The following is a 26,380-nucleotide window of genomic DNA, read 5'->3' as shown; positions in this document are numbered from 1 at the left end:
AGAGTGGATCTTCCGACCGCTTATACTTGTTCGTCGAACACCGCCGGGTTGACGACGGTATCCGGCCGCCCGCCGTCGAGGATCGTCTCGATTTTCTCGGCGGCGAGACGAGCGCCGCGCTCGAGGTAGCCGTCGGTTACCCCGGCGACGTGGGGCGTTACCAGCACCTCGGGCGACGTAAGTAGCGGGTCGTCGGCTGTCGGCGGTTCGGCCTCGAGAACGTCGAGGACGACGCCGCCGAGACGGTCCTCGGCGACGGCGTCGGCCAGCGCGTCCTCGTCGACGATGCCGCCGCGAGCGACGTTGAGTAAGTAGTCCCCCGAAAGCGCCGCCAGTTCGTCGGCACCGATCATGCCGCGGGTAACGTCGGTCAGAGGGGCGTGTAACGAGACGACGTCCGCTCGCTCGAGCAAGGCATCGAACTCGACCAGGTCGACGCCCGCGGCTTCGACTGTCGCGCGGTCGGTGCGCGGGTAGATCGCCGAGTCCGATCGATCGCCCGTAACGTAGGGATCGTAGCCGAGCACGTCGGCCCCGAACGCGTCGACCTTGCGTGCGACGTCGAGCCCGATAGTGCCGAGACCGACGACGCCGACCGTGGTCCGGCCGAGTTCGCGGCCCATGCTCTTTGCGGCCTGCCACTCGCCGCCGGTCGTCCGCTCGTGGATGCCGAGAAAGTCCCGGAGCAACGCGGTCATCGCCGCGAGCGTGTACTCGACGACGGCGGGACCGGGTGCCCCCGGCGAGTGCGTGACGACGACGTCGTGGTCGGTGGCGGCCGCGAGGTCGACGCGGTCGTACCCGGAGCCGTAGACGGCCAACGCCCGGAGCGAGGGCGCGCGTTCGAAGACGTCTCGAGTGACCGTGCCGGGGCGAAGCACCAACGCGTCGTGTCCGTCCACGGCCGCTGCCAGCTCGGCCGGTGAGGCGTTCTCGAGACCGGCCGCGTCGACCTCGTGGGTCTCGACGCGCCAGTCGTCGGCTAGTTCACTCTCGAGGACGTCCGCTCGGACGGGCCGAGATCGGCTCGTCGTGATCACAACGGAGCGCATACCCGCCACACGGTCGGCGACCGGAATGAACGTTTGCAATAGCGGGAGTCTCTCCGGAACGCTCACCGGGGCGGCCCGCGGGTTTTTATCCGTCGGCACGTGAACACAGCCCATGGCTTCGACCGACGATCCGCTCCGTCTCGGCAGCGGCGCGGGGTACGCAGGCGACCGAATCGAGCCGGCAGTCGAGTTGTCGGGGGATCCGACGCTCGATTACCTCTGTTTCGAGTGTCTGGGCGAGCGAACCGTTGCCCTCGCCCAACAGCGCCAACTGGCCGACGGAACCGGATACAATCCGCAACTCGAGGACCGATTCCGCGCGGTGCTGTCGAACTGCGTCGACAACGATATCACCATCGTCACGAACATGGGCGCGGCCGATCCGTCCGCGGCGGCGACGGCGACGACCGAACTGGCGGCCCAAGCGGGACTCGAGGGAGTTCGCGTCGCCTCGATCACCGGCTCCGACGTCGCCGACCGGTTCGACGATCTTCACGCCGAAACGTTCGACGGCGACCCGGTCGAGAACTACCGCGAGCGGACGATCGCCGCGAGCGCGTACCTGGGTGTGGGCCCGATCGTCGACGCGCTCGAGGCGGACGCGGACGTCGTCATCACCGGTCGCGTCGCGGACTCCTCGCTGTTTCTCGCGCCGATGATCCACGAGTTCGGCTGGGCGTTTCCCCACGCCGAACCCTCCCGGAAGATCGGACAGGGGATCACCGCCGGCCACCTGCTCGAGTGTGCCGGACAGATCACGGGCGGCTACTTCGCGGACCCCGGCCGTGCGGACGTCGACGGGCTGGCCGAACTCGGCTTTCCGATCGGCGAGATCACGGCCGACGGCGACGTGACGATCACGAAACGTCCCGACACCGGCGGCGCGGTGACGACCGAGACCTGCACCCAGCAACTCCTCTACGAGGTCCACGATCCCACGGCCTACCTCGTCCCCGACGGCGTCGTGAATCTCTCGGCGGTTACGTTCGGCGAGACCGGCCCCGATACGATCAGCGTCGACGGCGCCGTCGCCGAGGCCCCGCCCGACACGCTGAAGGTCTCGCTCGGCTACGACGCCGGCTACCGTGGCGTCGGCGAAATCTCGTACGCCGGACCGAACGCCCGCGGGCGAGCGGCACTCGCCGATCGCATCGTTCGCGAACGCCTCGAGATTCGCGGCCTCGAGCCCGATCGGCTCCACACCGACCTCGTCGGCGTCGACGCGCTTCACGGCGACGTTGGCGCGGCCGATCCCTACGAAGTTACCCTCCGCGTGGCCGCCCACTGTGAGGACGAGGCGACGGCCTGCGGCGTCGCTCGCGAAGTCGAAACGCTGTACACGAACGGCCCCGCTGGCGGTGGCGGCGCGCGCAAGGACGTTACTCGAGTCGTCGGTATCGTCTCGACACTGATCGATCGCGACCGCGTCGCGCCGACCGTCTCGGTCACGGAGGTGGGCGCATGACGACCGTTCGCGATCTCGCGCTCGTTCGAGCGGGCGACAAGGGCAACACCTCGAACATCGTCGTCGTCGCCAACTCGGACACAGCCTACGACCGCCTCGAGGCGGGGCTCACCGCCGACCGTATCCAGGAGCGGTTCGCTCATCTCGGCGCCGAGGGAGTCACCCGCTACGAGGTCCCGTCGACGAGCGCGCTGAACTTCGTTATCGACGGGGTGCTGGCGGGCGGCGTGACGACCTCCCTTCGGCTCGACAGCCACGGCAAGTCCCTCTCGTCGCTCGTCGCCGGAATGGAGCTTCCGGACGCGTAGAGTCGGTCGGCGAATTCGGGTACCGGGACCGAAACCATGACGTAAGCTCACACCTCACGGGAGGTATGGCGAACACAGACGAGACAGCCACCGGCAGCGAGTACATCCTCGAGGCGATCGCTGCGGAAGGTGTGGAGACGGTGTTCGGGATCATCGGCGAGGGGAACGCGCATCTGATCGACGCGATGAACGACCACGATCTCGAGTTTAGCCAAGCTCGTCACGAACAGGCAGCCGTTTCGATGGCCGACGGTCACGCCCGAACAGTTCAACAGGTCTCGGTCTGTACGCTCACGCACGGACCCGGCCTCACGAACGGCGCGACGGGAATCGCCGCCGCGGATCGCGACAACGTCCCGCTGGTCGTCCTCGTCGGCGACACGAGCGTCGAGGGACGAGAGACCTCGCTGCAGTATCTCGACCACCAGGCATTTGCGGCGCCGATCACCAGGTACACGACTCGGATCGAGCGCCCGAAGACGATCCCCGAAACCCTCTCCCGGGCGTTCGACCGTGCTCGGACCCGCAGCGGCCCGGTCGTCGTCGAGATTCCAGAAGAGATCCAGGAGCGCGAGCCACCCGAGTCATCCTACCGGCCGGTTTCGCGCCCGAGCCAGCGACCGCGTCCCGACGACGGACGCCTCGCGGAGGCCGTCTCGGTCCTCGAGGATGCCGACGAGCCGATGCTGCTGGCCGGCGGCGGTGCGCTGCGGTCGGACGCCGGCGAAGCACTCGAGACGCTGGCCGAGCACCTGGGTGCACCCATCGCGACGACGTACTTCGGCCGCGGCGTGTTACCGGACGCCCATCCGATGGTGAGCGGGATCGCGGGCACGTTCCTGTCACCGGCGAACGACGAACTGGCGTGGGACGTGGACGTCCTCGTCGCGGTCGGCGCGCGACTCTCGGGGAAGACAACGCGATACGGCGAGCTGTACGCCGACACCGACGTGATCCAGATCGACCTCGATCGAGAGGGGATCGGTGCCTACCAGCAGCCGGCGGTCGGCATCGTCGCCGACGCTCGAGCGGCACTCGAGGAGGTGACGGCGCGACTCGACGCGAGCCCGGATCGTGCGTCGCGCGTCGCCGACGCGATCGAGAGCGCACCCGATCCCTGGGCGGACGGCTTCGAGAAGCGGTCGGGCGAGATCGATCCCCGCGAGTTCACGATGGCGCTGTCCGATCGCGTCCCCGACGATTCGATCGTCGCGGTCGACTCGGGGAACAACACCGGGTTTCCGGCAGTCTTCCACGACATCGGGGCGTCCGGACGGCTGCTGGTCAACGGTAACTTCGGGACGATGGGGTACGCCCTGCCGGCCGCACTGGGCGCGAAGGCGGCGGCGCCCGACCGCCCCGTCGTCTGCTACATCGGCGACGGCGCGACGCTACAGGTGATCCAGGAGATCGAAACCGGCGTTCGCCTCGGTTTGCCGATCGTCCTCGCGGTGCTCAACGATCGAAGCTACGGCATCATCCGCCACCGACAAAATCTCGTTTACGAGCGCGAGACCGCGAGCAGCTACGACAGCCCCGCGTACGCCGACATCGCGAGAGGGTTCGGCGCCAAAGCGGCGACGATTCGGTCGGCCGACGAACTGGACGTCGTCGACGACTACCTCGACTCGGATCCGGACGTGCCGCTGGTCCTCGACGTGCGAACGATTCCTGAGGTCTCGCGGCCCGGCTTTCCGCCGTACTGAGTCCGTTCGAGTGTCGTCCGTCGTCGACGATCCCGCTTGCAATCAGCCAGACCGGCGCTCACTCTCGGTCGTCGACGATCCGCGCGAGTGTCGCGTCGTCGACGACCTCAGAAAGAACGCTTTCGGTGTGTTCGCCGAGCTGCGGCGGCGTGTGCCCGGATCGAGTCGTCCCGCCGGCGAAGTCGATCGGGCAGCGCGGATACGGAAATTCTTCGCCGCCGATAGTGAGTTCGTCGTCGAGGATGCCGCTTTCACGGATGTGTTCGTCCTCGAAGAGTTCGTGCGTGTTCTTGACCGGCGCGCCGGGAAGTCCGTGCTGGCGGAACGTCTCGAACCACGCCGCGTTAGTGCGGTCGCGAAACAGCGGTTCGAGCTCGCTCACCAGTTCCTCGCGGTGCTCGACCCGATCGTTGTTCGTCGTGAACCGCTGGTCCTCGAGGAGGTCCGGTCGGTCGATGGCCGTACAGAACGACTGCCAGGTTCCGTCGCTCGCAATCGCCACCGCGAACCAGCCGTCGGCCGTCTCGAACGTCTGGTAGGGGGCAAGCGTCGGGTGGGTCGTTCCCAACCGGGGGTACGGTTTGCCGGTGGCGAACGTCCGTCCGGCCCGCTCGGTGAGCCACGAGACCAGTCCCTCGAACATCGGTACCTCGACGTACTCGCCGCCACCGCCGTACAGCGAGGTGACGACACCGACGACGGCGTACATGCCGGCACAGATGTCGCCGATCGCGATCCCCGGTCGCATCGGTGGGCCATCTTCCTGGCCGGTGATACTCATACTGCCGCTGAGAGCCTGTGCGACCATATCGAACGCCGGGAGGTCGCGGTAGGGACCTTCGAGGAAGCCGGAGATCGAGCAGTAGACGATTTCCTCGTTGAACGTCCTGACGTCGTCGTCGCCGAGTCCCCACTTCGCCATCGTTCCCGGTCGGTAGTTCTCGACGAGAACGTCGGCGTCCGCGGCGAGACACGCGAACGCCGCTGCGCCGTCCTCGCTCGAGAGGTCGAGTTCGACGCTTCGTTTGCCCCGGTTCAGCGACGAAAAGTACGCGGAGAGTCCCGAATCACCGACATCGGGACCGGTTGATCGCGTGATATCACCGTGACCTGGGCGCTCGATCTTGACCACGTCCGCACCCAGATCGGCGAGCAGTTGCGTCGCGAACGGACCGGCGAGCATCTGCGTACAGTCGAGCACCCGAACACCCTCGAGCGGCGCCGTTGACGTATCGGTGGCCATCGATTGGTACACCCTTTCGTCCCAGACAGCATAATGCATTCCGTCCCCGCTCGGGCGGGACGGTCCATCCCGGACTACGCACCGGTGACGTAGACCCAGTAGACCCAGTGGGAAAGAACCGCAAGGAGGGCCAGTGCCAGTACGACCTCGATCACCCGGACGACCGAGGGCGTATAGTGGCGGACGCGATTTTCGACCCGGTCGTACGTATCGTGAACCTGAGAGAGATAGCCGGCCACGCGGTCACCGACCGACCGATCGGGAGCGTTCTCCGAAGACATAGTTGGTCTATAAACCCGAAGATATTAAAAATTCACCCCCTCGGCGTCACTCGCGGAACGAATCGACGGCATCGTCGTCCAGTTCCACACCGTGTCCGGGCTCGTCAGACAGCCGGATCGTCCCCGCATCGGGCCGGAGCGGTGACTCGACGACATCGTCGAAGACGACCACGTCCATGTCGCGATAGAAGTACTCGACCCAGCAGCCGTTTTCGATCGCGCCGACGAGTGGCGCGTGGAGGTTCCAGTTGTAGTGGGGCGCGATTGGGACGTCGTAGGCGGCCGCGTGGTGGGCGATCCTGAGCCACTCCGTAATGCCGCCACAGACCGTGGCGTCGGGCTGCAGGATAGTTGCAGCCCCCTGATCGCGCAGTCGAGCAAAGTTGTGACGGGTCCCCTCGAGTTCGCCGGTCGCGACCGGATACGAGATGGCGTCGTTGACCTGCGCCATCGTCGCTACCTTGTCGATCATCACTGGTTCCTCGACGAAGTACGGATCGTACGGTTCGAACGCCCGACACACGCGGGTCGCCTCGGTCGCGTTCGACCAGGCGCCGTTGGCGTCGAGCAACAGCGTTCGTTCCTCCCCGATCTCGTCGCGAACGGCGGCAACGCGGTCGACCTCTTCGTCGATCGATCGTCGGCCGACCTTCATCTTCACGACGTCGTGGCCCTCGTCGACGTACCGGCGTACTTCCGCACGGAGCCCCTCGTGGCCCTTCTCGTCGCGGTAGTAGCCGCCGCTGGCGTAGGACGGCACTGCGTCCGCGTATCCACCCAGCAGCTTGTACAGCGGCTGGTCCGCCGCTCTGGCCTTCACGTCCCACAGCGCGATATCGACCGTCGAAATCGCACGGAGCAGGATACCCGTACGGCCCACCTGGATGGTCCCCTCGTACATCTCGTGCCAGAGTCGTTCGGTATCGCGCGGATCCTCCCCGACGAGCATCGGCGCGAGCACCGATTCGACCGCATCGGCGATCAGCTCGGCGGCCTCGTAGCCGAGCGTGTAACCGACGCCGTTCCGGCCGTCGGTCGTTCGAACGTATGTGATCGCGTGATCCCGATACGTGAGTGTCCGATTCGAAAACGAAACCGGCTCCTCGAGGGGAATCTCGATCGGTACTGACGTTACCTCGGCAATCTCCATAGCGAACTGATGATGTCCAGTTACTTATGCGTATTCGCTACTCCGACAACGTTGAGATGACCACTCGAGTATGGGTCGTGAAATAGACAGTCTATCTGCAAGAACGAATATGCCACCAGCGGGGCTCACGACGAACGCCCACCGTGGTCGGCCTGGCTGGACCGGATAATCGAGACAATCACAAGCCCGACGTGACACTTTACTTATTAACCAATGGATCAGTACGTTTCGAACCGGCGGACGGTAACCGACGTGTCGGTACATCGACCCTACTATCAGAAATCTATGGTATTACGACTAGTGCCTTCCCAACCGTCGACTGATGAGTGAAATCATGCGGTGGGTATCAATGTCGCTCACCAGTCGACGCGTGGGGAGTATTAGCCTCGAGCGCTCTCCGGACGACGACCGAGATACGTTCTCGAGAGTTAGCCCGACAGTAAGTTCGTGATCTATAATTTAAATCACTATTAGCACACTATCGTGCCGCTCATCCACAGATTTTTGGTCGCATGTCCGAAGTGACTGGTATGTCATTAGAAGACGACTCACTCGAGTACCACGAACGTGAGCCACCCGGAAAGCTCGAGGTAACGACAACGAAGCCAACGACCAGCCAGCGAGAATTGAGCCTCGCGTACTCCCCGGGGGTCGCGGGGCCGTGTCGGGCGATCGCCGACGAGACCGACGATGTCTACCGGTATACGGGGAAGGGAAATCTGGTCGGCGTCGTCTCGAACGGCTCGGCCGTGCTCGGGCTCGGAGATATCGGTCCCGAGGCGTCCAAACCGGTGATGGAAGGGAAAGGTGTGTTGTTCAAACGCTTTGCCGACATCGACGTCTTCGACATCGAACTCGAGTACGACGACCCTGACCGGTTCGTCGACGCCGTCGCGGGGATGGAGCCGACCTTCGGCGGGATCAACGTCGAGGATATCGCCGCCCCGGCCTGTTTCGAAATCGAACAGGCGCTACGCGAGCGAATGGACGTTCCGGTCTTTCACGACGACCAACACGGCACCGCGATCATCACCGGGGCGGCGCTGTTGAACGCGACCGAACTCGTCGGGAAAGACCTCGAGAACCTCGAGGTAACGTTCGCCGGCGCCGGTGCGGCGGCGGTCGCGACGGCTCGCTTCTACGTCTCACTCGGCGTCCGCAGAGAAAACGTGACGATGGTCGATATCGACGGCATTCTCACGACCGAACGCGCAGAGGCGGGCGAACTAAATCCCCACAACCGCGAGTTCGCTCGAGACGTTCCCGAAGGCGACCTCGGGGACGCGATCGCGGGGGCGGACGTCTTCGTCGGGCTAAGCGCAGGCGGGATCGTCTCCCAGGAGATGATCCGCTCGATGGCCGACGATCCGATCGTCTTCGCGATGGCGAATCCCGACCCCGAAATCGGCTACGAGCAAGCGAAGGCGGCCCGCGACGACCGAGTGATCATGGCCACCGGTCGCTCCGACTACCCGAATCAGGTCAACAACGTGCTGGGCTTTCCGTTCCTCTTCCGGGGCGCACTCGACGTCCGCGCGACCGAGATCAACGAAGCGATGAAAGTCGCCGCCGCCAGCGCCCTCGCCGACCTCGCGAAAGCCGACGTCCCCGACGCCGTCCGCAAGGCCTACGGCGATCAACCCCTCCAGTTCGGTCCCGAGTACATCATTCCGAAACCGATGGATCCCCGCGTCCTGTTCGAGGTCGCGCCCGCGGTGGCCCAAGCGGCCATCGACAGCGGCGCGGCCCGAGCCGACTTCGAGCGTGCGAGCTACGTCGAGGAACTCGAGGCGCGATTGGGCAAATCCCGCGAGATGATGCGCGTCGTCCTGAACAAAGCCCAGAGCGACCCCAAACGGCTCGCACTGGCAGAGGGCCACGACGAGACGATCGTCCGCGCGGCCGCCCAGCTCGCCGACCGAAACATCGCCAAGCCGATCTTGATCGGGAATCGAACGCGCATCGAACGCGTCGTCGCCGACCTCGAGTTGGCGTTCGAGCCGGAGATCGTCGACCCCGAAACCGCCGACACCGAGGCCTACGCCGATGCGCTCTACGAACGCCGGAAACGAAAGGGAATCACCCGAACCGAAGCTGCCGAGCGGATCCAGGAGAGCAACTACTTCGCGTCGGTGATGGTCGAGCAGGGCGACGCCGACGCCATGCTGACGGGGTTGACCTACCACTACCCCTCCGCGCTTCGCCCGCTCTTGCAGGTCGTCGGCACCGCCGACGGCGTCGATCACGCGGCCGGCGTCTACATGCTGACGTTCAAGAACCGCGTCGTCTTCCTCGCTGACGCCACGGTCAACCAGGATCCCGACGCCGAGACCCTCGCAGAAGTGACCCGTCACGCCGCCGATATCGCGCGCCGGTTCGACGTCGAACCGCGTGCGGCGTTGCTCTCGTACTCCGATTTCGGTAGCGTCGACAACGAGGGTACCCGCAAACCGCGCCGTGCCGCCGACCGACTGCGAACCGATCACGACGTCGACTTTCCGGTCGACGGGGAAATGCAGGCCGACACCGCCGTCATCGAAGACGTCCTGCAGGGCACCTACGAGTTCACCGACCTCGAGCAGCCGGCGAACGTGCTGGTCCTGCCGAATCTCGAGGCCGGCAACATCGCCTACAAGCTGCTCCAGCGACTCGGCGGCGCCGACGCCGTCGGCCCGATGCTCGCCGGGATGGCAGAACCGGTTCACGTCCTCCAGCGCGACGACGAGGTCAGAGATATCGTGAATCTGGCGGCGGTCGCGACGGTCGAGGCCCAGCAACGGGAGTAACACCGCGAGCGAGCCGGGTAATTCCACACTGCGGAACGCGACCGGCACCCTCGTTGGCCCAGCGCGTCGCTCGAGCAGAAACGACCAGCCACTCTCGACGGCCTCGACCGTCACAAGAACGAGTCGAGCTGAAAGCGCCACAAATATATAAAGATGTAGTATGACAGACTTAGTATATTTGGGACAGGGATCAGCCGAGGCCGACAACCGATCGACGATCGATAGGCGGAACACGACCGCTCGTCCGACCCCGGCTGTTCGTCCCTGGCGTGCACGCTGGCTGGTGCGGATCGTTGTAGCGTATTACCGCTGATCGATGCCCCACTCGAGCGATCAGTAGCAACGAACGGCAACGGACCGTATGACCGGTACCGTCGTCCCGTTGACAGCGTAGGCCTACCGATGGCGCATCGATTCGTCGCGACAGTTGTCGGGTAAAGACAGTACGGTACCAAACTCCAGCCACGGTTGTATTCCTCGCCCACTGATGGCTGCACCGATCGCGGACGCCGATCCAGGATAGAACACGAGGGAACCGAACCGCCGCGTCGAAATATAACTATATTTATTATATATCGATCGTACTAGATAGCTGTTAAATTCGTGAGACGCTACCGACAGCCGACTCGAGAGCGACGCACGCTGTCGAAAAGGCGACTGACGCTCGAGAACGAGTTACGATGCCGGCAGATCGGCGTCACCCTCGAGATTGATCGCGACGTTTTTCGTCTGCAGGTAGGAATCGAGGGCTTCGAGTCCCTTTTCCCGGCCGATGCCGCTTCGTTTGTAGCCCCCGAACGGCGTCTGGTTGGTGTCGCCGAACCACTTGTTGACGTAGACGTTGCCGGCCTCGAGGTCGCGGGTAAGTTGATGAGCGCGCGTGATATCTGCGGTGAAGACACCGGCTACGAGTCCGTAGTCGGAGTCGTTTGCGATCTCGACGGCCTCCTCGACGTCCGAGAACGAGAGAACCGAGAGGACCGGTCCGAAAATTTCCTCGCGAGCGATGCGCATATCGGGCTCGACGTCGGTAAAGACCGTCGGCTCGACGAAATAGCCGTCTCGGTCCTGTTGCTGGCCACCGGTCGCGAGGGTCGCGCCCTCTTTCCGACCGACCTCGATGTAGCGTGTGATCTTCTCGAGTTGGGTCTCGGAGACGACCGGGCCCATATCTTCGTCTTCGTCCCCGGCAGCGACGACCGTCGACGCCGCGATATCGACGATCTTCTCGACGAGGTCGTCGTAGACGGACTCGTGGACGAGGGCCCGATCCGCGGCCGAACAGATCTGTCCGGCGTTCGTGAAGATGCCGGTGGTAATCCACTCGGCTGCGGCATCGAGATCCGCGTCGGGGAAGACGATCGCGGGGTTCTTCCCGCCCAACTCGAGCGTGACGGGCGTGATCGTCTCGGCGGCCGTCTGCATGATGTGCTGGCCGGTCGGGACGCTCCCGGTGAACGTGATCTGGTCGACGCCCTCGTGTTCGGTCAGTGCCTGTCCCGTTGGATCCCCGAAGCCGGGAATCGTGTTGACGACGCCCTCGGGAACGCCGGCCTCGACGCAGAGTTCGGTCAACCGAAGCGAGGACAGCGGCGTCTGCTCGGCCGGCTTGACGACCGTCGCGTTGCCGGCGACGAGTGCCGGTGCGACGCCGCGGGCGAAGAGATTGCCGGGGAAGTTCCACGGCGTGATCTGTGCGCTGACGCCGTAGGGTTCACGAACGGTGTAATCGACCTGGTCCGTCCCGATGGGGACGCTTTTGCCCTCGAGTTTGTCGGCTGCGCCGGCGTAGTACTCGAAGTACCGGGCTGCACCGATCATGTCGCTTTCGGCCTGCGAACGGGGTTTCCCCTGATCGAGACTCTCGATGGCCGCGAGTTCGTCTTTGTGTTCGCGAATGAGTTGGCCGATCCGATAGACGATCCGCCCGCGCTCGTCAGGATCGACGTCTCGCCACGCCGGGAACGCCGCCCGCGCCGCATCGACGGCAGCGTCGACATCGGGTTCCTGGGCCGCGGCGACGTCCGTGATCGCGTCTCCCGTCGCCGGATCGACCGTCGCGAACGTCTCGCCATCGGCCGCCGGGACCCACTCCCCGTCGATGTAGAGGTCGGTGCTCGGAAGCGACTCGAGTGTCCCCTCGTCGCGTTGCTGATCGATAGGCTCTGACATGGTGGTCACCGGTAGTTTGCCCGGGAGCGAAATGAACGCTTCGCTCGGATACTCCCAGGCGGTTGTTGAACGGAAGTGTCGAAAACGGCGATCGATCGAACGTCTCCCGAATTAGTCGGCGTGGGAGTGGGGATGCAGCGCCGCGCGGGTGATCTCCCGCGTATCGGACTTGGCCAGCGCCTCCTCGACATCCACGAGGTCGAACTCCGCGTCGATGAGATCCTCGTAGGGATAGTCGTCGCCGTGTTTCGAGAGGAACCGAAGCGCCTTCCGGAGATACCACGGCTGATACCGGATCGCGGTGGTGATATCGATTCCCTTCCGGGTGAGCGTCCCGGTATCGAAATCGGCGTTGATGCCCGGATTGACGTTACCGACCTCGAGATACCGTCCGCCATCGCGCAGGAGAAACGGACCCTCGGCGAAGGCTTCGGGGACGCCAGCGACCTCGACACCGACGTCGGCACCGACGCCGTCGGTCAGTTCGCGGACGCGCTCGGCCCGTTCCTCGACGGTCCCGTACTCGCGGAAGTCGATCACGTGGTCGACGCCGAACTCCTTGGCGCGTTCGATTCGGCCGTCGATGCCCTCGACGACGATGGTGTCTGCGCCGCGTTCGCGAGCGATCGCGATCGTGTTCAGACCGAGACCGCCCGCGCCCTGGACGACGACGGTGTCGTCCCAACCGACGCCGACCTCGTCGAGCCCGTACAGCATCTGCGAGAGCGCGCAGTTGGCCGCGGCGGCGACGTTCGGATTCACGTCCTCGGGGACCTTGTAGAAGTACTGGTCAGGGTGGATGAAGTAGTGCGTCGAGAAGGTGCCGTGGAAGTGTGGCGGCTCTTCCGGCGGTTTCGACCAGAACTTGTAGGCGTTCTCACAGAGGTTGAACTGGCCGTTCCGACAGGGCGCACAGCGCTGACACGTCAAGAAGTAGGCGGGAGCGACGATGTCGCCTTCCTCAAGCGGTTCGCCGGCGAAATCGGTTTCGACACCGTCCCCGAGTTCGCTGACGCGACACACCGCCTCGTGGCCCAGAACGCCTTCTTTGACCTCCGGATGATGGCCACGCCAGATGTGGAGTTCGGACCCACAGACGTTGGCTTGTTCGATCTCGGTCAACACGGCCCCCGGTTCGGGCTCGGGGACGTCGTATTCTTTGATCTCGAGCTGTTCCGGCTCCGATAAATAAACGAGCTTGCCACTGGGTCGTGCTCCCATACCACGATGTTTCCGGCACGGAAAATAAAACTTCCGTCCCCTGTATCAGCGGCGTCGAAGCGACGGACAGCCGATCGCGCGACGCCTCGCCGCCGGTCACTCGCATCGCGGTTCACCCGTCGAATTCGATCTCGAGCAGATGCTCGCCGAGGTCTTCGCCAGCGGCCCGCGGGTTCGTCGGCAGTCGCCGCTCCTGGATCAGGGTGTTCTCGACGATGGTGTCGACATCCTCGGGGCCGAGACCCAGCGCCGCCATCCCCGTCGGGAGGTTCAGCGACGTTCGCAGCCGACCACACTCTGCGATCAGCGCGGTGGCCGCCTCGCGATCGGACGCGCCGGCGTCGACGACCTCGAGCGTGCGGGCGACGTCGGCGTACTCGGCCCGCCGGACGGGAAGGTTGTAGGTGAGTCCGGCCTCGATCGACGCGGCCAGACACGCACCGTGAGGGTCGTTCGTGAGTCCACCGAGGGTACTCGCGATCGCGTGGACGATGCCCAGTCCGGAGATCGAAAACGCCGTTCCCGCGAGGTGCGAGCCGACGCTCATCGCTTCCCGCGCATCGCGGTCGTCGCCGTCGAACGTCGCCCGCTCGAGCGAGTCGTGAACCTGCAGGAGTGCTTCGCGAGCGAGCGCCCGCGAGGCCGGATTCGCTCCCTGATAGGTGATCGGGCGCGATTCGACCCACCGGTAGTCGCGTGCAGTCAGGGACTCGAGGGCGTGGACGAAGGCGTCGAACCCCGACCGGGCGGTCTGTGCCGACGGGAGGTCGGACGTAAGCGACGGGTCGACGAGGGCGTAATCCGGGCGGAGGTGTTCGTCGCTGATGCCGCGTTTGACGCCGTCGTGAGAGACGACCGCGGTCTGGGTGGCCTGCGAGCCGGTGCCGCTGGTGGTCGGAATGGCGATCAGCGACGCGACCGGCCCGGGAACCGCGTCGACGCCGAGGTAGTCCGCGGCGTCGCCGCCGTGGGCCAGCAGGGTCGCGACGACTTTCGCGGTGTCCATGCAGGACCCGCCGCCGATCGCGACGACGCCGTCGACGGTCTCGGTCGGGAGGTTCTCGAAATCCGCGACCGCTGGTTCGGTCGTCGCGTAGTGGACCGTCGCGTCGGCGTCGATCGCATCGACGATCGGCCCGAGGAGCCCGGCTGCCTCGATTCCCTCGTCGGTAACGACGAGCGGGTCCGTGACACCCGCGCGTTCGAGCACGTCGCCGACGGTCGTCGCGACGCCCCTTCCGATCCGGGCGTCGGGAGCCTTGAACGCAACCGACATCGACTCGAGTTGCCGTCCGTCCGTGTGGGTTCCATCCATACCCCCGCATTTTGTCGGCCGTTACTATACGTTTGCGTTGTGCGACCACGTAGCAATGTCTCGAGTGAAGACACGTGATTACGGCGTTCGAAACGACACCGCACCGAGACGGTATGGCGAGGGCGGACAAGTTGGGGCCGGGCCGCCAGTGCAACACACCACCGTCTGCTCAGCAAAGCGTCGGCGGGATCGACGGAACCGACCGCCCGTCACATGTGGCGAGTGTAGAACTCCTCGAGTACCTCGATCTCCTCGATTCTCGCGGTGCGGCCGGTCAGGTCGCTGACGGCGAGACTCTCTTCCATGCTGCCGTAGTCGATGACCCAGTAGGGCGTGTAGACGAGTTCCAGCTCGTCGAGGGAGTACTCGGGCATCTCCGTCGCGCGGTGGTATCGCCCGACGTACTTGAACAGCCACTCGCGCCACGTCGATTCGGCTTCCTCCGCGTCGATCTGTGGCGGGATCACCAGTTCCTGGTCGGCGTCGATCGTTCGCTGGGTGGGTAACTCGACATCGACTTCACCCGCCCGGCCCGTGACGGCGTCGACGGCTGCAAGAAATTTGAGCGTCTTGTTTCCCCGCAACGTCTGGCGGATCGTCGCAGTCGTATAGGCGATGTAATCGGGATAATATACGATCATCACGTCGAACTCCTGATCGTCGAGCTCCCAGCCGAGACGATCGGCGAGCCAGGTATAGACGTACTCTTTGGTACTCAGATTCCGTGTCCGCTCGATCGCCGTCGTCTCGTCGAGGCGTTTCTCGAACGCGGTGATCTCCATATCTACACCGATAGCAGCGACCCTCGTTTAATCCGTCGGTCGAAAAATGAGTCGGCCGACGTTAGTCGTCGCTTTCGGACGCGCTTATGCCGCCCGGCGCACCGTCGTGTGTGTCATCCTCGATGAGTCGCTGCTCGGCGGAGAACACCTTCTCGAGGTGTTCGTCGCTGGGCGGCTCGGTGACGAAGCTCACGACGACCGTGGTCACCGCACTGACGATGAGACCGATACCGGTCGACGCGTACGGGTTCTCGTTCAAGGGCCAAATACCCTCCATAACGCCGAACTGCGGCCCGAGGTGGATGTAGAAGTACACCGCGAATCCGATCACCGTTGCGGCGAGGGCCGCGTGTTTGGTCGTCCGTCGCCACAGGGTCCCGACGAGGTACGGTCCACCGAAGGAGGCGATGATACCGCCAATTCCCGTCCACATGAAGACGACGAGATACTGTGGCGGCGAGATGACCGCTGCAACGGCGATGAAGACGATGAAAATCGTCGAGATACGCGAGATGAGCAGGGCGCGCTGTTGGACCTCCTCGGCTTCCGGATCGCCCCCTTTCCAGGGCACGTAGGACTTGCGGTAGAGGTCGTTCGCGAAGATCTGTGAGATCGAGATGACCAATCCGTCAGACGTCGAGACGATCGCGCTGAGGATCGCCACTCCCAGGAACGCCGCCATGATCGGATGGATGTTCTCGACGAACAACGTCGGGATGACCGCGTCGGGGTCAGCGACTTCGATTCCCTGTGCGGCCCCGAGGACGCCGCCGAGGAACATCACCGGAAGGAAGATCCCGACCAGCGACGTCACGAGCAGGAACCGACGGATGTATCGGTTGCTCTTGATCGCGAAGAACTTGTTGCCGAGATGTGGCTGTGCGGTAAAGCCGATGTGTGCGACCATCAGCAGGACGATCGCCCACCAGCCTGGGAAGATCGCGTTATCCGAGTCAGTGTGTTGGTCCCACTGCTGACTGCTCTCGAGGGCGGCGTTGACGGAGCTGATACCGCCGTCCATCCCCCAGCCGGTCACGAACATGACGAAGATCAAAAACGTGATTCCGATCATGATCGCCCCCTGGATCGCGTCCGTCAGGATGTCGGCGTGGGAGCCACCTGCCGCCAAGTAAATCAACAACAGGAGTCCAGCGACCCAGATACCGATGACGTACTCGACGCCGAGGATGACCTCGAACATCCAGCCGGCCGCCGAAATCTGTGCCATCGCGTAGAAAATCAGGAACAGCGACAGCAATGCCGTAATGACTCTGAGTGCGGGACTCTGGAATCGGTCACCGAGCAAGTCCGGCACCGACTGCGAGTTGAACCGGTCACTGACCTTCTTGCTCACGCGGGCGACGATCAACGCGCCGAGGAAGATACCGATAGGATAGATCATCGCGTAGTAGCCCGCCATGAATCCCATGTCGTACCCCATCCCCGGAATACTCATGAACGTCGCACCGGAGGCGACCGTCGCCGCATACGCGAGTGCCAACGCGAGGAATCCGAAGCCGCCGCGAGCAGTTGCGTACTCGTCTTGCGCACTCGTCCCACCCATCCCGTCTTCGACTCGCCGGTAACCGAGATAGCCCAGGAAGAGAATCAGGATCAGGTACGCTGCCAGGAAGATCCATCCCCACTGGATAACCGTCTCGTGACCCAACTGGTCGGCCTGCAAGACGAACGCTGCAGCAGCCGTCTCCCCCATCATCAGCTACCACCCTGCTGGGTCTGTTCGACAGTATCCCCCTCGGGGGATGTCTCTGCGCTCGAGTTACGCCGACGTTGCGTTCGAGACAACTCCCGCTGTTCGAGCCATTCTTCGACGTACACCACCCAAACAATCGCGAAGACGACGAACAGTATTGACGTCGTTGCAAGCACTTCTAATACGTTCATGTATGCTACACCCACCCATCCACATCCCCATCACTTAATAATTATGATGTTCTTTATAGATATTGAAACAAAACGAACAGATAGAACGGGGCAACTCACCGGCCGTGAGACGACGCGACGCTCACTTGCAGTTATCCTGTCCGACAGCAATCACTGCAGCGAATCCGCCGGACAAGAGCGGCGAATTCTCACAGTAGTTCGTCCGGCAGTAGTAGTGCGACTCGAACACGCGCTCGGACGTTATACGGTCTGCTGTACGTCATTTACCGGCGCAACCGCGATCCGGACGGCGGTTGCACCGGTTGATTCGCTTCGCTCTGCAACCGAGGCTCGTCTCACACAGTTCGACTCACCGCCAGGACATCGGTACAGCAAACCGTATTACTTCCCGGGGCCGTACTCCGGGCTGATGTCGTCTCGGAGCCGCGCCTCCGCGGAGAGCCGGTGGGCGTGTGTCCCCTCGAGTTCACAGATTTTGGCCGCCCACGGCGCGATCCGGGCGCCACCAGCTTCGGTGGCCTCCTGATGGGTGAGCGTCTTGCAGTAGGTACCGGCCCAGATACCGCCGCTGTAGCGAGCGACCTCGAGGGTCGGGAGACTGTGGTTGGTTCCGACGGCTTTGTCGCCAAAGACGACGGGGGAGTGGGCGCCGAGAAACAGCGATCCGTAGTTCGTCAGCTCGTCGACGATCGAGCGTGGCTCGTCGATCATGACCTGCAGGTGTTCGATCGCGTACTCGTTAGCGACCTCGATGGCGTCGGCCATCGTCTCCGCGAGGACGACTTCACCGTTTTCCGTCCAGCATTCCCGGGCGACATCTTCGGTCTCCAAGTTCGGTAACTGCTCGGAGAGTGCGCCGACAGTCGCTTCGGCGATGTCCCGATCGGTCGAGACCAGGATCGGTCGCGAGTTGGGATCGTGTTCGGCCTGGGCCAGCAGGTCCGTCGCGACGAGGTCGGGATCAGCCGTCTCGTCGGTAAGGATCAGCACCTCCGAGGGGCCGGCGAGGAAGTCGATGCCGACGTGGCCGAAGACCTGTCGCTTGGCTTCGGTCGTAAAGACGTTGCCCGGGCCGGTAATCTTCGCGACGCTGGGAACCGTCTCGGTGCCGTAGGCCATCGCGGCGATCGCCTGTGCACCGCCGACGCTGTAGATTTCGTCGGCACCGGCCTGGTCCATCGCGTACAACTGGGCCGGCTGGATGCTCCCGTCATCCTGGGGCGGCGCACACGTAACGATCCGTTCGACGCCGACGACGTCGGCAGGAACGATCGTCATGGCGGGCGCAGCGACGAGTGGGTGACGACCGCCAGGGACGTACGTCCCGGCGGATTCGACCGGGACGATACGCTGTCCGAGCCGAACGCCTTCCTCGAACTCCGTCTCGAAGTCCGAGATGTGCTCGCGCTGTTGCTCGTGAAACGCACGGACGTTTGCGATCGTGTTGTCGATCGTCTCCTTCTCGATGTCGGTCAATTCCTCGCGGGCCGCGTCGATTTCGGCGTCGCCGATCCGAACGTCGTCGACCTCGATGCCGTCGAACCGCTCGGTGAACTCGTAGACGGCGTCGTCACCGCGGTCTCTGACGGCGCCGACGATATCCTGAACTGCGTCCGTTACCTCCTGATCGATTTCGATCGAGGCATCGTCCGCTTCCTTGAGATACTCGATGGTAGCCATATGGGCACGTCGCGATAACGGTACCGCCGTATAAATGACGTATGGTTCGTTCAGCTTTCGCGCGGGACACAGTGGACCGGCACCGGGCTCAATCGAAGAACTTTCTCCGCCGTACTGCCGAGCAACACGCGATCGAGTCCGGATCGGCCGTGCGTTCCCATCACGATGAGATCGACGCCGGTCGCCTCCGTATACTCGATGATCTGCTCGTGTGGAACGCCCTCGCGGACGGCCGTCGTCAGTGAAATACCAGCGTCCGCGGCCGTTTCCTCGAGTTCCGCAAGCGAGCGCGAGCCAGCCTCACGGAGCTGGTTCTGGATCGCTTCGCGGTCCATATCGTTGGGATGACCTGCGTAGGTCGTCTGATCGACGACAAACAGCGTGTGCAAGTCAGCGTCGTAGGTCTCTGCGAGGGTTACAGCGTTGTCGATGCCTTGTTCGGCGAGTTCGCTTCCGTCCGTCGGAAAGAGAATGGTATCGTACATACGCCAGGAGGTTTCGAGTGTAGGTAGTTATAGATGTGTGCGTATTTCCACCAGCCGGGAACACAGATCGTTCGTCCTCGAGACCGTACAAATATCACGCTGACAGCACCGATCGAGGGTGTGAGCGGCTTAACGACTGGCCATACTCAACTCGATCGCGTTCGCTGCCCCGGTGACGACCTCCGGGAGCTCCTGTCTGAATCGATCGCCGCGAAACCGGTTTTCCGGCCCAGACACTGCGATCGAGCCCAGCAACTCCCCATCGTGAACCAGCGGCGCGCCGACAGCACGGAATCCCTCGAAGGTCTCGCCGTCGTTCAACGAATAACCGCGCTCCCGCGTCGCCTCGAGGTCTGCAAGCAGATCGTCGATATCGGCGAGCGTGTTCTCCGTGTGCTTCGATAGCTGCTGTTGGTCACAGATCTCCCTGACCCGTTTCTCGGGCAGGTGAGCGAGAATGGCCTTGCCGGAAGCGATATCGTACAGCGGGACGCGCTTTCCGACTTCGCCGTAGGGTTGGACCGCGCGCTCACCCTTTGCTTTTTCGATGAAAACGCCTTTGCCGTACTCCTCGACCAGTAACCAGACGATCTCACCCGTTTCGTCGGCCAGTTGCTCGAGTGAGGGCTTTGCCACCTGGGCGAGTTCGATCCTATTTTTCGCCTGAATGCCGTAGTAGAGACACTTGAGTCCGACCCGATAGGTCGATCCGTCTTTGATCAGAAATTCGTGTTCGACGAGCGTGGTGAGGTGATCGTGGGCCGTACTCTTGGCGATATCGAGCCGGCTAGCGACGTCGGTCGTTCCAGCACCATCGAGTTCGTGAACGGCGTGGAGTACCCCAAAGAGGTTGTCCGCTGATTTGACCGTCCGATCTTGCGTATCCGGCATAGTTGGCCATTGCTGTCACATACCATAAGCACCGTGATTTTCCGCGCTCGAGCAAGCATCGTTCGGAGATACCGAACGTCAGTTCGCTGTCTCCGGTAACGGACACCGCCATCCGACTGATCGCCGGGTAGAGTGTTCGGTATCGACGAAAATTTGGTGTGGCAGATACCCACAAATCGTTCATATAGAACCCATAATACCGATCCATAGTGGCCTGGAATCTACGATAATCGTCCAACATATTACAACCATACTTGTGTAAATGCTGTCGAGTTCGCTATTTCCGAACAACCGGGCGCCAACAGCGCCCTTCGTCGACGGACCAGCATCTATAATTGGTCAGGGCGTGTCGTTTCAAACGAATGTACGAATCCGATACTGTGTGGGAATTTTCGATCACAGATCGAATCACGTTCGGCATGGGTGCCAGTAGCGAACTGGGCGACGACCTCCTCGCTCGAGACGCCTCGAGCCTGCTCGTCATTACCGACGACGAACTTCGAGACGCCGGTGTCGTCGAAACCGCCCTCGAGTCGGTACCCGAGGAGACGGCTGTCTCGGTGTTCGAGGGCGTCGAGCCGGATCCTGGACTGGACATCTACGAGGCCGCAATCGAGGCCGCTCGGGAGTGTGGGCCCGATGTCATCGTCGGGCTGGGCGGCGGAAGTTCTATAGACGTCGCGAAAGTGACCGGTGGACTCGTCGCGTCCGATCGGGACGTTCTCGAGTACGTCGCCCCGCCTATCGGTGACGGTGTCGACGTCCCTGCAGCTGACACACCCGTTATCGCGATACCCACGACAGCCGGAACCGGCTCGGAGAGTTCGCCTGCCGCGGTCGTCTCCTTGCCCGACCGTGAACTCAAAGTCGGTATCTCGAGTCGCCGTCTCTATCCCGATCTCGCGATCGTCGATCCGCTGTTGACCGTTTCGCTGCCACCCGCAGTCACTGCAGCGTCGGGGTTAGATGCGCTCACACACGCGATCGAAGCATACACGACTCGTCACTTCGAGACGAAACCGGCGCCCGATCGAGCCGACGAACGACCGGATTACGGCGGTCGAACCGAACTCACGGACCTCTACGCCGAGAAGGCGATCGAGCTCATCGGTGACAGTCTCCGCCAGGCGGTCGACAACGGTTCGGACCTCGAGGCTCGTCGGGACATGTCCCTTGCCAGTCTCCTCGCCGGTATCGCGTTCACGAACGCGGGATTGGGTGCGACCCACGCGATGGCCTACCCCGTCGCCGGGGAAAATCACACGCCACACGGGGTTACTGTCGCCGTCCTCCTGCCCCACGTCATGCGTTACAACGCGCCGACGGCACGCGAGCAGTACGGTACCGTCGCCCAACGGCTGGGCGAACCGGTCGACGGACTCAGCGACCGCGAGGCGAGCGAACGTGCCGTGGCTGCGGTCGAATCGCTACGCGACGACGTCGGCGTTCCCGACGATCTCGAGCACCTCGGCGTCGAGCGCGACGACCTGTCGCGACTGGCCGAAAAGACCGAACAGATACAGCGACTCCTGGTCGGAAACCCCCGTCGCGTCGACCAAACCGACCTCGAGACGATCTTCGAGAACGCCTATCGTGCCGACTGATACGGTTTACTGTAAGTCATTTCCGGCCCAGCCGCGACCCGGGCGGCGGCTGGGCCGGTAAATCGTTACAGTAAACCGTATGATACGGACTGCTGTACGTCGGGACCCCCACGACCGCGGCCCACCGTAGGGTCGTGCCGGTAAAACGGTACAACAGACCGTCCAAAAGGAAGTACACACCGATTGCACACCCCTCGTATGATCGGGAGTACAGTGACCGTCATACTGTCTTATACACGTTCCCTTCCTGCGACACATACTTTCTCGAGGCCAACGATAACGTACGCATGGTCGATATCAGACGCCCGCGGGACGGATCGGTCAGTTGGACGCCAGCGCACGAGACCGCTGTGGAGGCCCTTCGGAGTGGAATCGAAGCCGCACATCCCGCCACGCGCGTTGCCGAAACACTCTCCCTTCAAGCGGAGCAACTGTCCGTCGAGGGCGTCGACGGGACGACTGCCAGCTACGATCTCGAGACCTACGACGACATCGTCATCGTGGGCGGCGGTAACGCTGCAGGTGCATTCGCCGCGGCGCTCGAGGACCGCCTTGACGATCGGCTGACCGATGGGGTCGTCGTTACAGACGCCCCCGAACCGACGACGACAGTCGACGTACTAACCGGCGATCACCCGCTCCCGAGCCCCGAAGGGGTCCACAACAGTGCTCGGGTACTCGAACGTGCTGATCGGGCCGGCGAGAACGATCTCTTGCTCACCGTCATCACCGGCGGTGCGAGTGCCCTGCTCGCGGCTCCCGCGGGGCAACTGTCGCTGTCGGCCCTTCGAAACCTGACCGAACAGCTGCTGGCCTGTGGCGCCTCGATCGAAGAGATCAACGCCGTCAGAAAACACTGTTCGGCGATCAAGGGTGGCCAACTGGCTCGAGCAGGTGCACCCGCAACCGTCGTGACACTCGTCTTGAGTGACGTAATCGGCGACGATCCGAGCACCATCGGCAGTGGACCGACTGCCCCCGACCCGACGACTTACGCCGACGCGATCGCGGTCCTCGACCGGTACGAGATCGACGTTCCAGCGGCCGTTCGCAACCATCTCAGCGCCGGCAACGACGGCGACCGACCGGAAACGCCTACCGCGACCGAACCAGCCTTCAGAAACGTCGCCACGCATTTGCTTGGAACCAACCGGACGGCACTCGAGACAGCGAGCGCAGTCGCAACCGAGCGCGGGTACACGCCGCTGATCCTCTCTTCGCGAGTCCGTGGCGAGGCACGCGAGGCCGCACTCACACACGTCGCGATCGCCGAGGAGTGTCACGAAACCGGGACACCGATCGAACCACCCGCCGTACTGCTCTCGGGTGGCGAAACGACCGTGACGCTATCCGATCGATCCGGCCGGGGCGGTCCCAATCAGGAGTTCGTAACGAGCGGTTCGCTCGCGCTCGAAATCGAGGATGTCGTCATCGCCAGCATCGATACCGACGGCATCGACGGCGCGACCGACGCCGCAGGAGCGATCGCCGACGGGACCACGGTCCTGGCCGCCGACGGTCGTCGTGCACTCGAGTGCCACGATGTCTACCCGCTGCTCGACGCCCACGGGGCACTCCTCGAGACGGGACCGACCGGCACCAACGTCAACGACCTCCGGGTACTCGTAATCGACTCGTAGCGACACGTTGAGTAGTTATTCGGCTGGGAAACCTGACTGCCAGCAATCCGTATCAGCAGCCGGTACTCATTATAGCCGACCTATATATTATATGCCATACAGATAGAGATAACCATCATATTTTGTGTAGTGGTCTGATCGCAGTAGAGACTCGCCGAGCGATGGCGAATGGAGCTACTATCGGCGATCAGCGAGAAAACGCTTCCAGAGCAGCGGCCGGCCGTTCGTTACGGACGTATTACCGTAAACTCTCCGTTGTCGGAACGTTTTTGATGGTGAGTAGACTACTAACGGGGTAATGAGCCAACAACCCACCGATGCAGCGGACAGTTCGTCCTGCAATTGCAAGGTCGGTCGAATTGGCGGTCGATACGACCTCACAGACCTCGACGACGAACTCGTCCGTTACTGGACCGACGAGACGGACGACCGATACAGTACCCGAGCACTGGCGACACACGTCAATCAACGCGTCCTCGAAGCGGCACTGGACGACGCCGGACTCCAGTACAAAGACGGCGAAATCGAGAATCTCCACCGGCTGCTTACCGACGACGACGTCAGTAGCGGGACCCGCGTTCAGACCCGGAAAGAACTCGAACGCGACGACGTCCCGGTCGAGGACGTCGTCAGCGATTTCGTCTCCCACCAGACGGTGTACAACCACTTGACGGACTGTCTCGAGGCGGAACTCTCCTCGCCGAGCGACGAGGAGCGACTCGAGCGCAGCCGCGACAAACTCGGCGCGCTGCGCAATCGAACCAGCGCCGTCACCGAGGATACGATCGCCCAACTCGAGCGCAACGATGTCCTCGAGATAGGCGAGTTCGACGTTCTCGTCACCGTCAGCGTCAATTGCAAGGAGTGTAAACAGCAGTATACGGTTCGGGATCTGCTCGAACAGGGCGGTTGTGACTGTGCGACGCAGTAAGCGACGACTTCGCCACTCGCTCGGACGCCCCCGAATACCGCACGGATCCCGTCGAACGCCTCGAGCAACCGTTTCCCGTCCGGAACGTTCCCAAGAATCACTACGGTTTCGCTATCCTGCTTCGTCGCCCGGTCGACGAGGGTCCGTAACTGCGCCCCTCGAGTCCCGTCGAGAGCAACAGCGTCTCGACCGCACGTACTCGAGTGCGTGTCCTCGACGAATCGGCCGAGGCGCACCCATCGCGTTCGATCACGAACGACCCGTCCGTCCAACGAGGTTCAGATATCGCCTCGAGCGTCTGGACGAACGGTGTGGCAGCTGCTGCTCATCGAGCTATGTCGATTCTTCGTGGCTGTGTAGCGACCAGCATTCGCACACATATCAGTTTGAAATACAGCTAATCGAGTATAGCTAACTGCGTCAGATTAATCGGTGAACTGGTCCAGCGTCGTCTCGAGACCGTTTCGAACGTCGCTAACCAGTGCGCCGTCGATGTCCAGCCCGAGCACCTCGACGGCCCCACGACCGACGCGGTCGCGCATCGCGGCGGGTGAGTAGACGCCGAGACGCCACTGAGAGTGCTGGGCTGCTCGAAGCGCCTCCACTAGTGGCGACTGTTCGTCGAGCCGCCGGATATCACCGTTTACCAGCACTCGAGAGGTCGACTCGGTCATCGAGGGGCGACCCGGAACGTCGAGAATAACGCAGTCGGAATCGACGGCCGCGGCGTCGGCGATGTCGCGCTCGAACGCTCGGATCGTCTCGTGATCAGCTTCGATAACACCACCCGGAACGTCGTCCATCTCGGCCCAGACGGCTCGTTTGAAGAGGTCGCGCTCGTCCAGCCGTCGCGAGAATTCGTCGGTCGCCTCGCTCGAGCGCAGGGCAACGAGCAAGTCGGCGTCGTCCATTCGCTGTAGCGTCGCTGCGTCGAGATCTGCCGACGGTGACTCGAGGAGTTGTTCGGTTCCCCGTCGGAGCATCGCCTTACTGATCCGGGCGACGCTGTGGCTGTAGACCGTCGGGTTCATTAATGCTCGAGCGACCAGCAGGCTCTCGGCGGTCTGGACGTTCCCCTCGTCGAGCACGAGTGTCCCGTCGGTAAACGTCAGTTCCCGGACCAGGCGGCCGTGGTCGATCGTCCCGTAGGGGACGCCGGTGTGGTGGGCGTCCCGAACGAGATAATCCATCCGATCGACGTCGAGTTCGCCGGAGACCAGTTGGCCGAACTGACCGTCGCCAGCGACGAGCTCGGCGACGGCTTCGGGATCCAGATCGTGATCACGGAGGACATCGCCAACCGTTCCGCCAGCGAGGAGATCGTGGACATCGTCGTGGTAGCGTCCGGTTCGTCGATAGGTCAGTGACTCGAGGTTGTGACTGAACGGTCCGTGACCGACGTCGTGTAACAGCGCGGCGGCCCGAATGCGCGTGGCCCGTTTCCCGTCGACGCCCAGCTGTTCGAGGGCCTGACAGGCCAGGTGGTAGACGCCGAGGCTGTGCTCGAAGCGCGTGTGGTTGGCCGAGGGGTAGACCAACGAAACGGTCCCGAGTTGGCTGATCCGCCGAAGTCGCTGGAGGGCCGGCGTATCGAGCAGATCACGCGCGACGCCGTCGACCTGGATGTGGTCGTGGACGCTATCCTTGATGACCTTCATACCTGTCGTTGGTCTGGTTCGCACAAAAACTGTCGTGTCGCCACACACCGACTACAGCGATCGGTACGGTTTTCATCGCCGAATTCGAACGCTCGTTATGGACGC

The 26,380-nt window shown here is 63.2% G+C and carries 21 protein-coding genes; 7 read left to right on the top strand and 14 right to left on the bottom strand.

The window, feature by feature from the left end:
• Positions 1–20: 20 nt before the first annotated feature.
• On the bottom strand, positions 21–1,052 hold the full coding sequence (locus D8Y22_RS14480) for an NAD(P)-dependent oxidoreductase (RefSeq protein WP_174811861.1): 1,032 nt from the start codon (positions 1,050–1,052) through the stop codon (positions 21–23).
• Positions 1,053–1,164: 112 nt separating this feature from the next.
• Here D8Y22_RS14480 and D8Y22_RS14475 point away from each other — a divergent pair, with 112 nt between their 5' ends.
• The 3 genes from D8Y22_RS14475 to D8Y22_RS14465 all read left to right on the top strand — a co-directional run bounded on the left by D8Y22_RS14475 (position 1,165) and on the right by D8Y22_RS14465 (position 4,531).
• A complete protein-coding gene (locus tag D8Y22_RS14475; protein WP_141465413.1) occupies positions 1,165–2,517 on the top strand; it encodes an acyclic terpene utilization AtuA family protein in 1,353 nt (450 codons plus the stop codon).
• Complete coding sequence (locus D8Y22_RS14470) at positions 2,514–2,825, top strand: AtuA-related protein (RefSeq protein WP_141465412.1); 312 nt, start codon at positions 2,514–2,516, stop codon at positions 2,823–2,825. Before D8Y22_RS14475 ends, D8Y22_RS14470 begins: the two co-directional genes overlap by 4 nt.
• 65 nt (positions 2,826–2,890) lie before the next feature.
• A complete protein-coding gene (locus D8Y22_RS14465; protein WP_141465411.1) occupies positions 2,891–4,531 on the top strand; it encodes a thiamine pyrophosphate-binding protein in 1,641 nt (546 codons plus the stop codon).
• A 58-nt stretch (positions 4,532–4,589) separates the two neighbouring features.
• Here the strand turns inward: D8Y22_RS14465 and D8Y22_RS14460 are convergent, their stop codons facing one another.
• The 3 genes from D8Y22_RS14460 to D8Y22_RS14450 form a co-directional block, all read right to left on the bottom strand.
• Complete coding sequence (locus D8Y22_RS14460) at positions 4,590–5,774, bottom strand: CaiB/BaiF CoA transferase family protein (RefSeq protein WP_141465410.1); 1,185 nt, start codon at positions 5,772–5,774, stop codon at positions 4,590–4,592.
• A 74-nt stretch (positions 5,775–5,848) separates the two neighbouring features.
• Complete coding sequence (locus D8Y22_RS14455) at positions 5,849–6,055, bottom strand: hypothetical protein (protein WP_141465409.1); 207 nt, start codon at positions 6,053–6,055, stop codon at positions 5,849–5,851.
• A 46-nt stretch (positions 6,056–6,101) separates the two neighbouring features.
• Positions 6,102–7,205, bottom strand: coding sequence for a mandelate racemase/muconate lactonizing enzyme family protein (locus tag D8Y22_RS14450; protein WP_141465408.1), 1,104 nt, complete (start codon positions 7,203–7,205; stop codon positions 6,102–6,104).
• 530 nt (positions 7,206–7,735) lie between these two features.
• On the opposite strand from D8Y22_RS14450, the gene D8Y22_RS14445 reads away from it, so the two are divergent.
• A complete protein-coding gene (locus D8Y22_RS14445) occupies positions 7,736–9,991 on the top strand; it encodes an NADP-dependent malic enzyme (RefSeq protein WP_141465407.1) in 2,256 nt (751 codons plus the stop codon).
• 675 nt (positions 9,992–10,666) lie between these two features.
• On the opposite strand, the gene D8Y22_RS14440 is transcribed toward D8Y22_RS14445, so the two are convergent.
• The 9 genes from D8Y22_RS14440 to D8Y22_RS14400 form a co-directional block, all read right to left on the bottom strand.
• Positions 10,667–12,163, bottom strand: coding sequence for an aldehyde dehydrogenase family protein (locus tag D8Y22_RS14440; protein WP_141465406.1), 1,497 nt, complete (start codon positions 12,161–12,163; stop codon positions 10,667–10,669).
• A 111-nt stretch (positions 12,164–12,274) separates the two neighbouring features.
• On the bottom strand, positions 12,275–13,384 hold the full coding sequence (locus D8Y22_RS14435; protein ID WP_141465405.1) for a zinc-binding dehydrogenase: 1,110 nt from the start codon (positions 13,382–13,384) through the stop codon (positions 12,275–12,277).
• 112 nt (positions 13,385–13,496) lie between these two features.
• Positions 13,497–14,699: an iron-containing alcohol dehydrogenase gene (locus tag D8Y22_RS14430; RefSeq protein WP_141465404.1), complete on the bottom strand. Its 1,203-nt coding sequence runs from the start codon at positions 14,697–14,699 to the stop codon at positions 13,497–13,499.
• A 209-nt stretch (positions 14,700–14,908) separates the two neighbouring features.
• A complete protein-coding gene (locus D8Y22_RS14425) occupies positions 14,909–15,481 on the bottom strand; it encodes a hypothetical protein (RefSeq protein ID WP_141465403.1) in 573 nt (190 codons plus the stop codon).
• 61 nt (positions 15,482–15,542) lie between these two features.
• Entirely contained in the window at positions 15,543–17,198 is a 1,656-nt protein-coding gene (locus tag D8Y22_RS14420; protein ID WP_246084454.1) for a sodium:solute symporter family protein, read from the bottom strand.
• On the bottom strand, positions 17,198–17,386 hold the full coding sequence (locus tag D8Y22_RS14415; RefSeq protein WP_141465402.1) for a hypothetical protein: 189 nt from the start codon (positions 17,384–17,386) through the stop codon (positions 17,198–17,200). The genes D8Y22_RS14420 and D8Y22_RS14415 overlap by 1 nt, the downstream gene beginning before the upstream one ends.
• Before the next feature lie 381 nt (positions 17,387–17,767).
• Positions 17,768–19,066 carry a histidinol dehydrogenase gene (gene hisD / locus D8Y22_RS14410; RefSeq protein ID WP_141465401.1) on the bottom strand — a complete coding sequence of 433 codons (1,299 nt, stop codon included), beginning with the start codon at positions 19,064–19,066 and terminating at the stop codon, positions 17,768–17,770.
• Between the two features lie 50 nt (positions 19,067–19,116).
• The gene (locus tag D8Y22_RS14405) at positions 19,117–19,551 is read right to left on the bottom strand and encodes a universal stress protein (protein ID WP_141465400.1); all 435 of its coding nucleotides are present in this window, start codon (positions 19,549–19,551) and stop codon (positions 19,117–19,119) included.
• Positions 19,552–19,680: 129 nt separating this feature from the next.
• Entirely contained in the window at positions 19,681–20,442 is a 762-nt protein-coding gene (locus D8Y22_RS14400) for an IclR family transcriptional regulator (RefSeq protein WP_141465399.1), read from the bottom strand.
• 362 nt (positions 20,443–20,804) lie between these two features.
• On the opposite strand from D8Y22_RS14400, the gene D8Y22_RS14395 reads away from it, so the two are divergent.
• From D8Y22_RS14395 to rdfA, 3 genes are all read left to right on the top strand, one after another.
• Positions 20,805–22,046 carry a hydroxyacid-oxoacid transhydrogenase gene (locus tag D8Y22_RS14395; RefSeq protein ID WP_141465398.1) on the top strand — a complete coding sequence of 414 codons (1,242 nt, stop codon included), beginning with the start codon at positions 20,805–20,807 and terminating at the stop codon, positions 22,044–22,046.
• Between the two features lie 287 nt (positions 22,047–22,333).
• A complete protein-coding gene (locus tag D8Y22_RS14390) occupies positions 22,334–23,686 on the top strand; it encodes a glycerate kinase type-2 family protein (RefSeq protein ID WP_141465397.1) in 1,353 nt (450 codons plus the stop codon).
• A 298-nt stretch (positions 23,687–23,984) separates the two neighbouring features.
• Entirely contained in the window at positions 23,985–24,617 is a 633-nt protein-coding gene (gene rdfA / locus D8Y22_RS14385; protein ID WP_141465396.1) for a rod-determining factor RdfA, read from the top strand.
• A 425-nt stretch (positions 24,618–25,042) separates the two neighbouring features.
• On the opposite strand, the gene D8Y22_RS14380 is transcribed toward rdfA, so the two are convergent.
• The gene (locus D8Y22_RS14380) at positions 25,043–26,275 is read right to left on the bottom strand and encodes an HD domain-containing protein (RefSeq protein WP_141465395.1); all 1,233 of its coding nucleotides are present in this window, start codon (positions 26,273–26,275) and stop codon (positions 25,043–25,045) included.
• Positions 26,276–26,380: the final 105 nt, after the last annotated feature.

The sequence above is a fragment of the Salinadaptatus halalkaliphilus genome, assembly GCF_006543045.1.
Lineage (GTDB): Archaea > Halobacteriota > Halobacteria > Halobacteriales > Natrialbaceae > Salinadaptatus > Salinadaptatus halalkaliphilus.
Note: the sequence above shows the minus strand (reverse complement) of the source record. Positions and strands in the feature narration are given on the sequence as shown.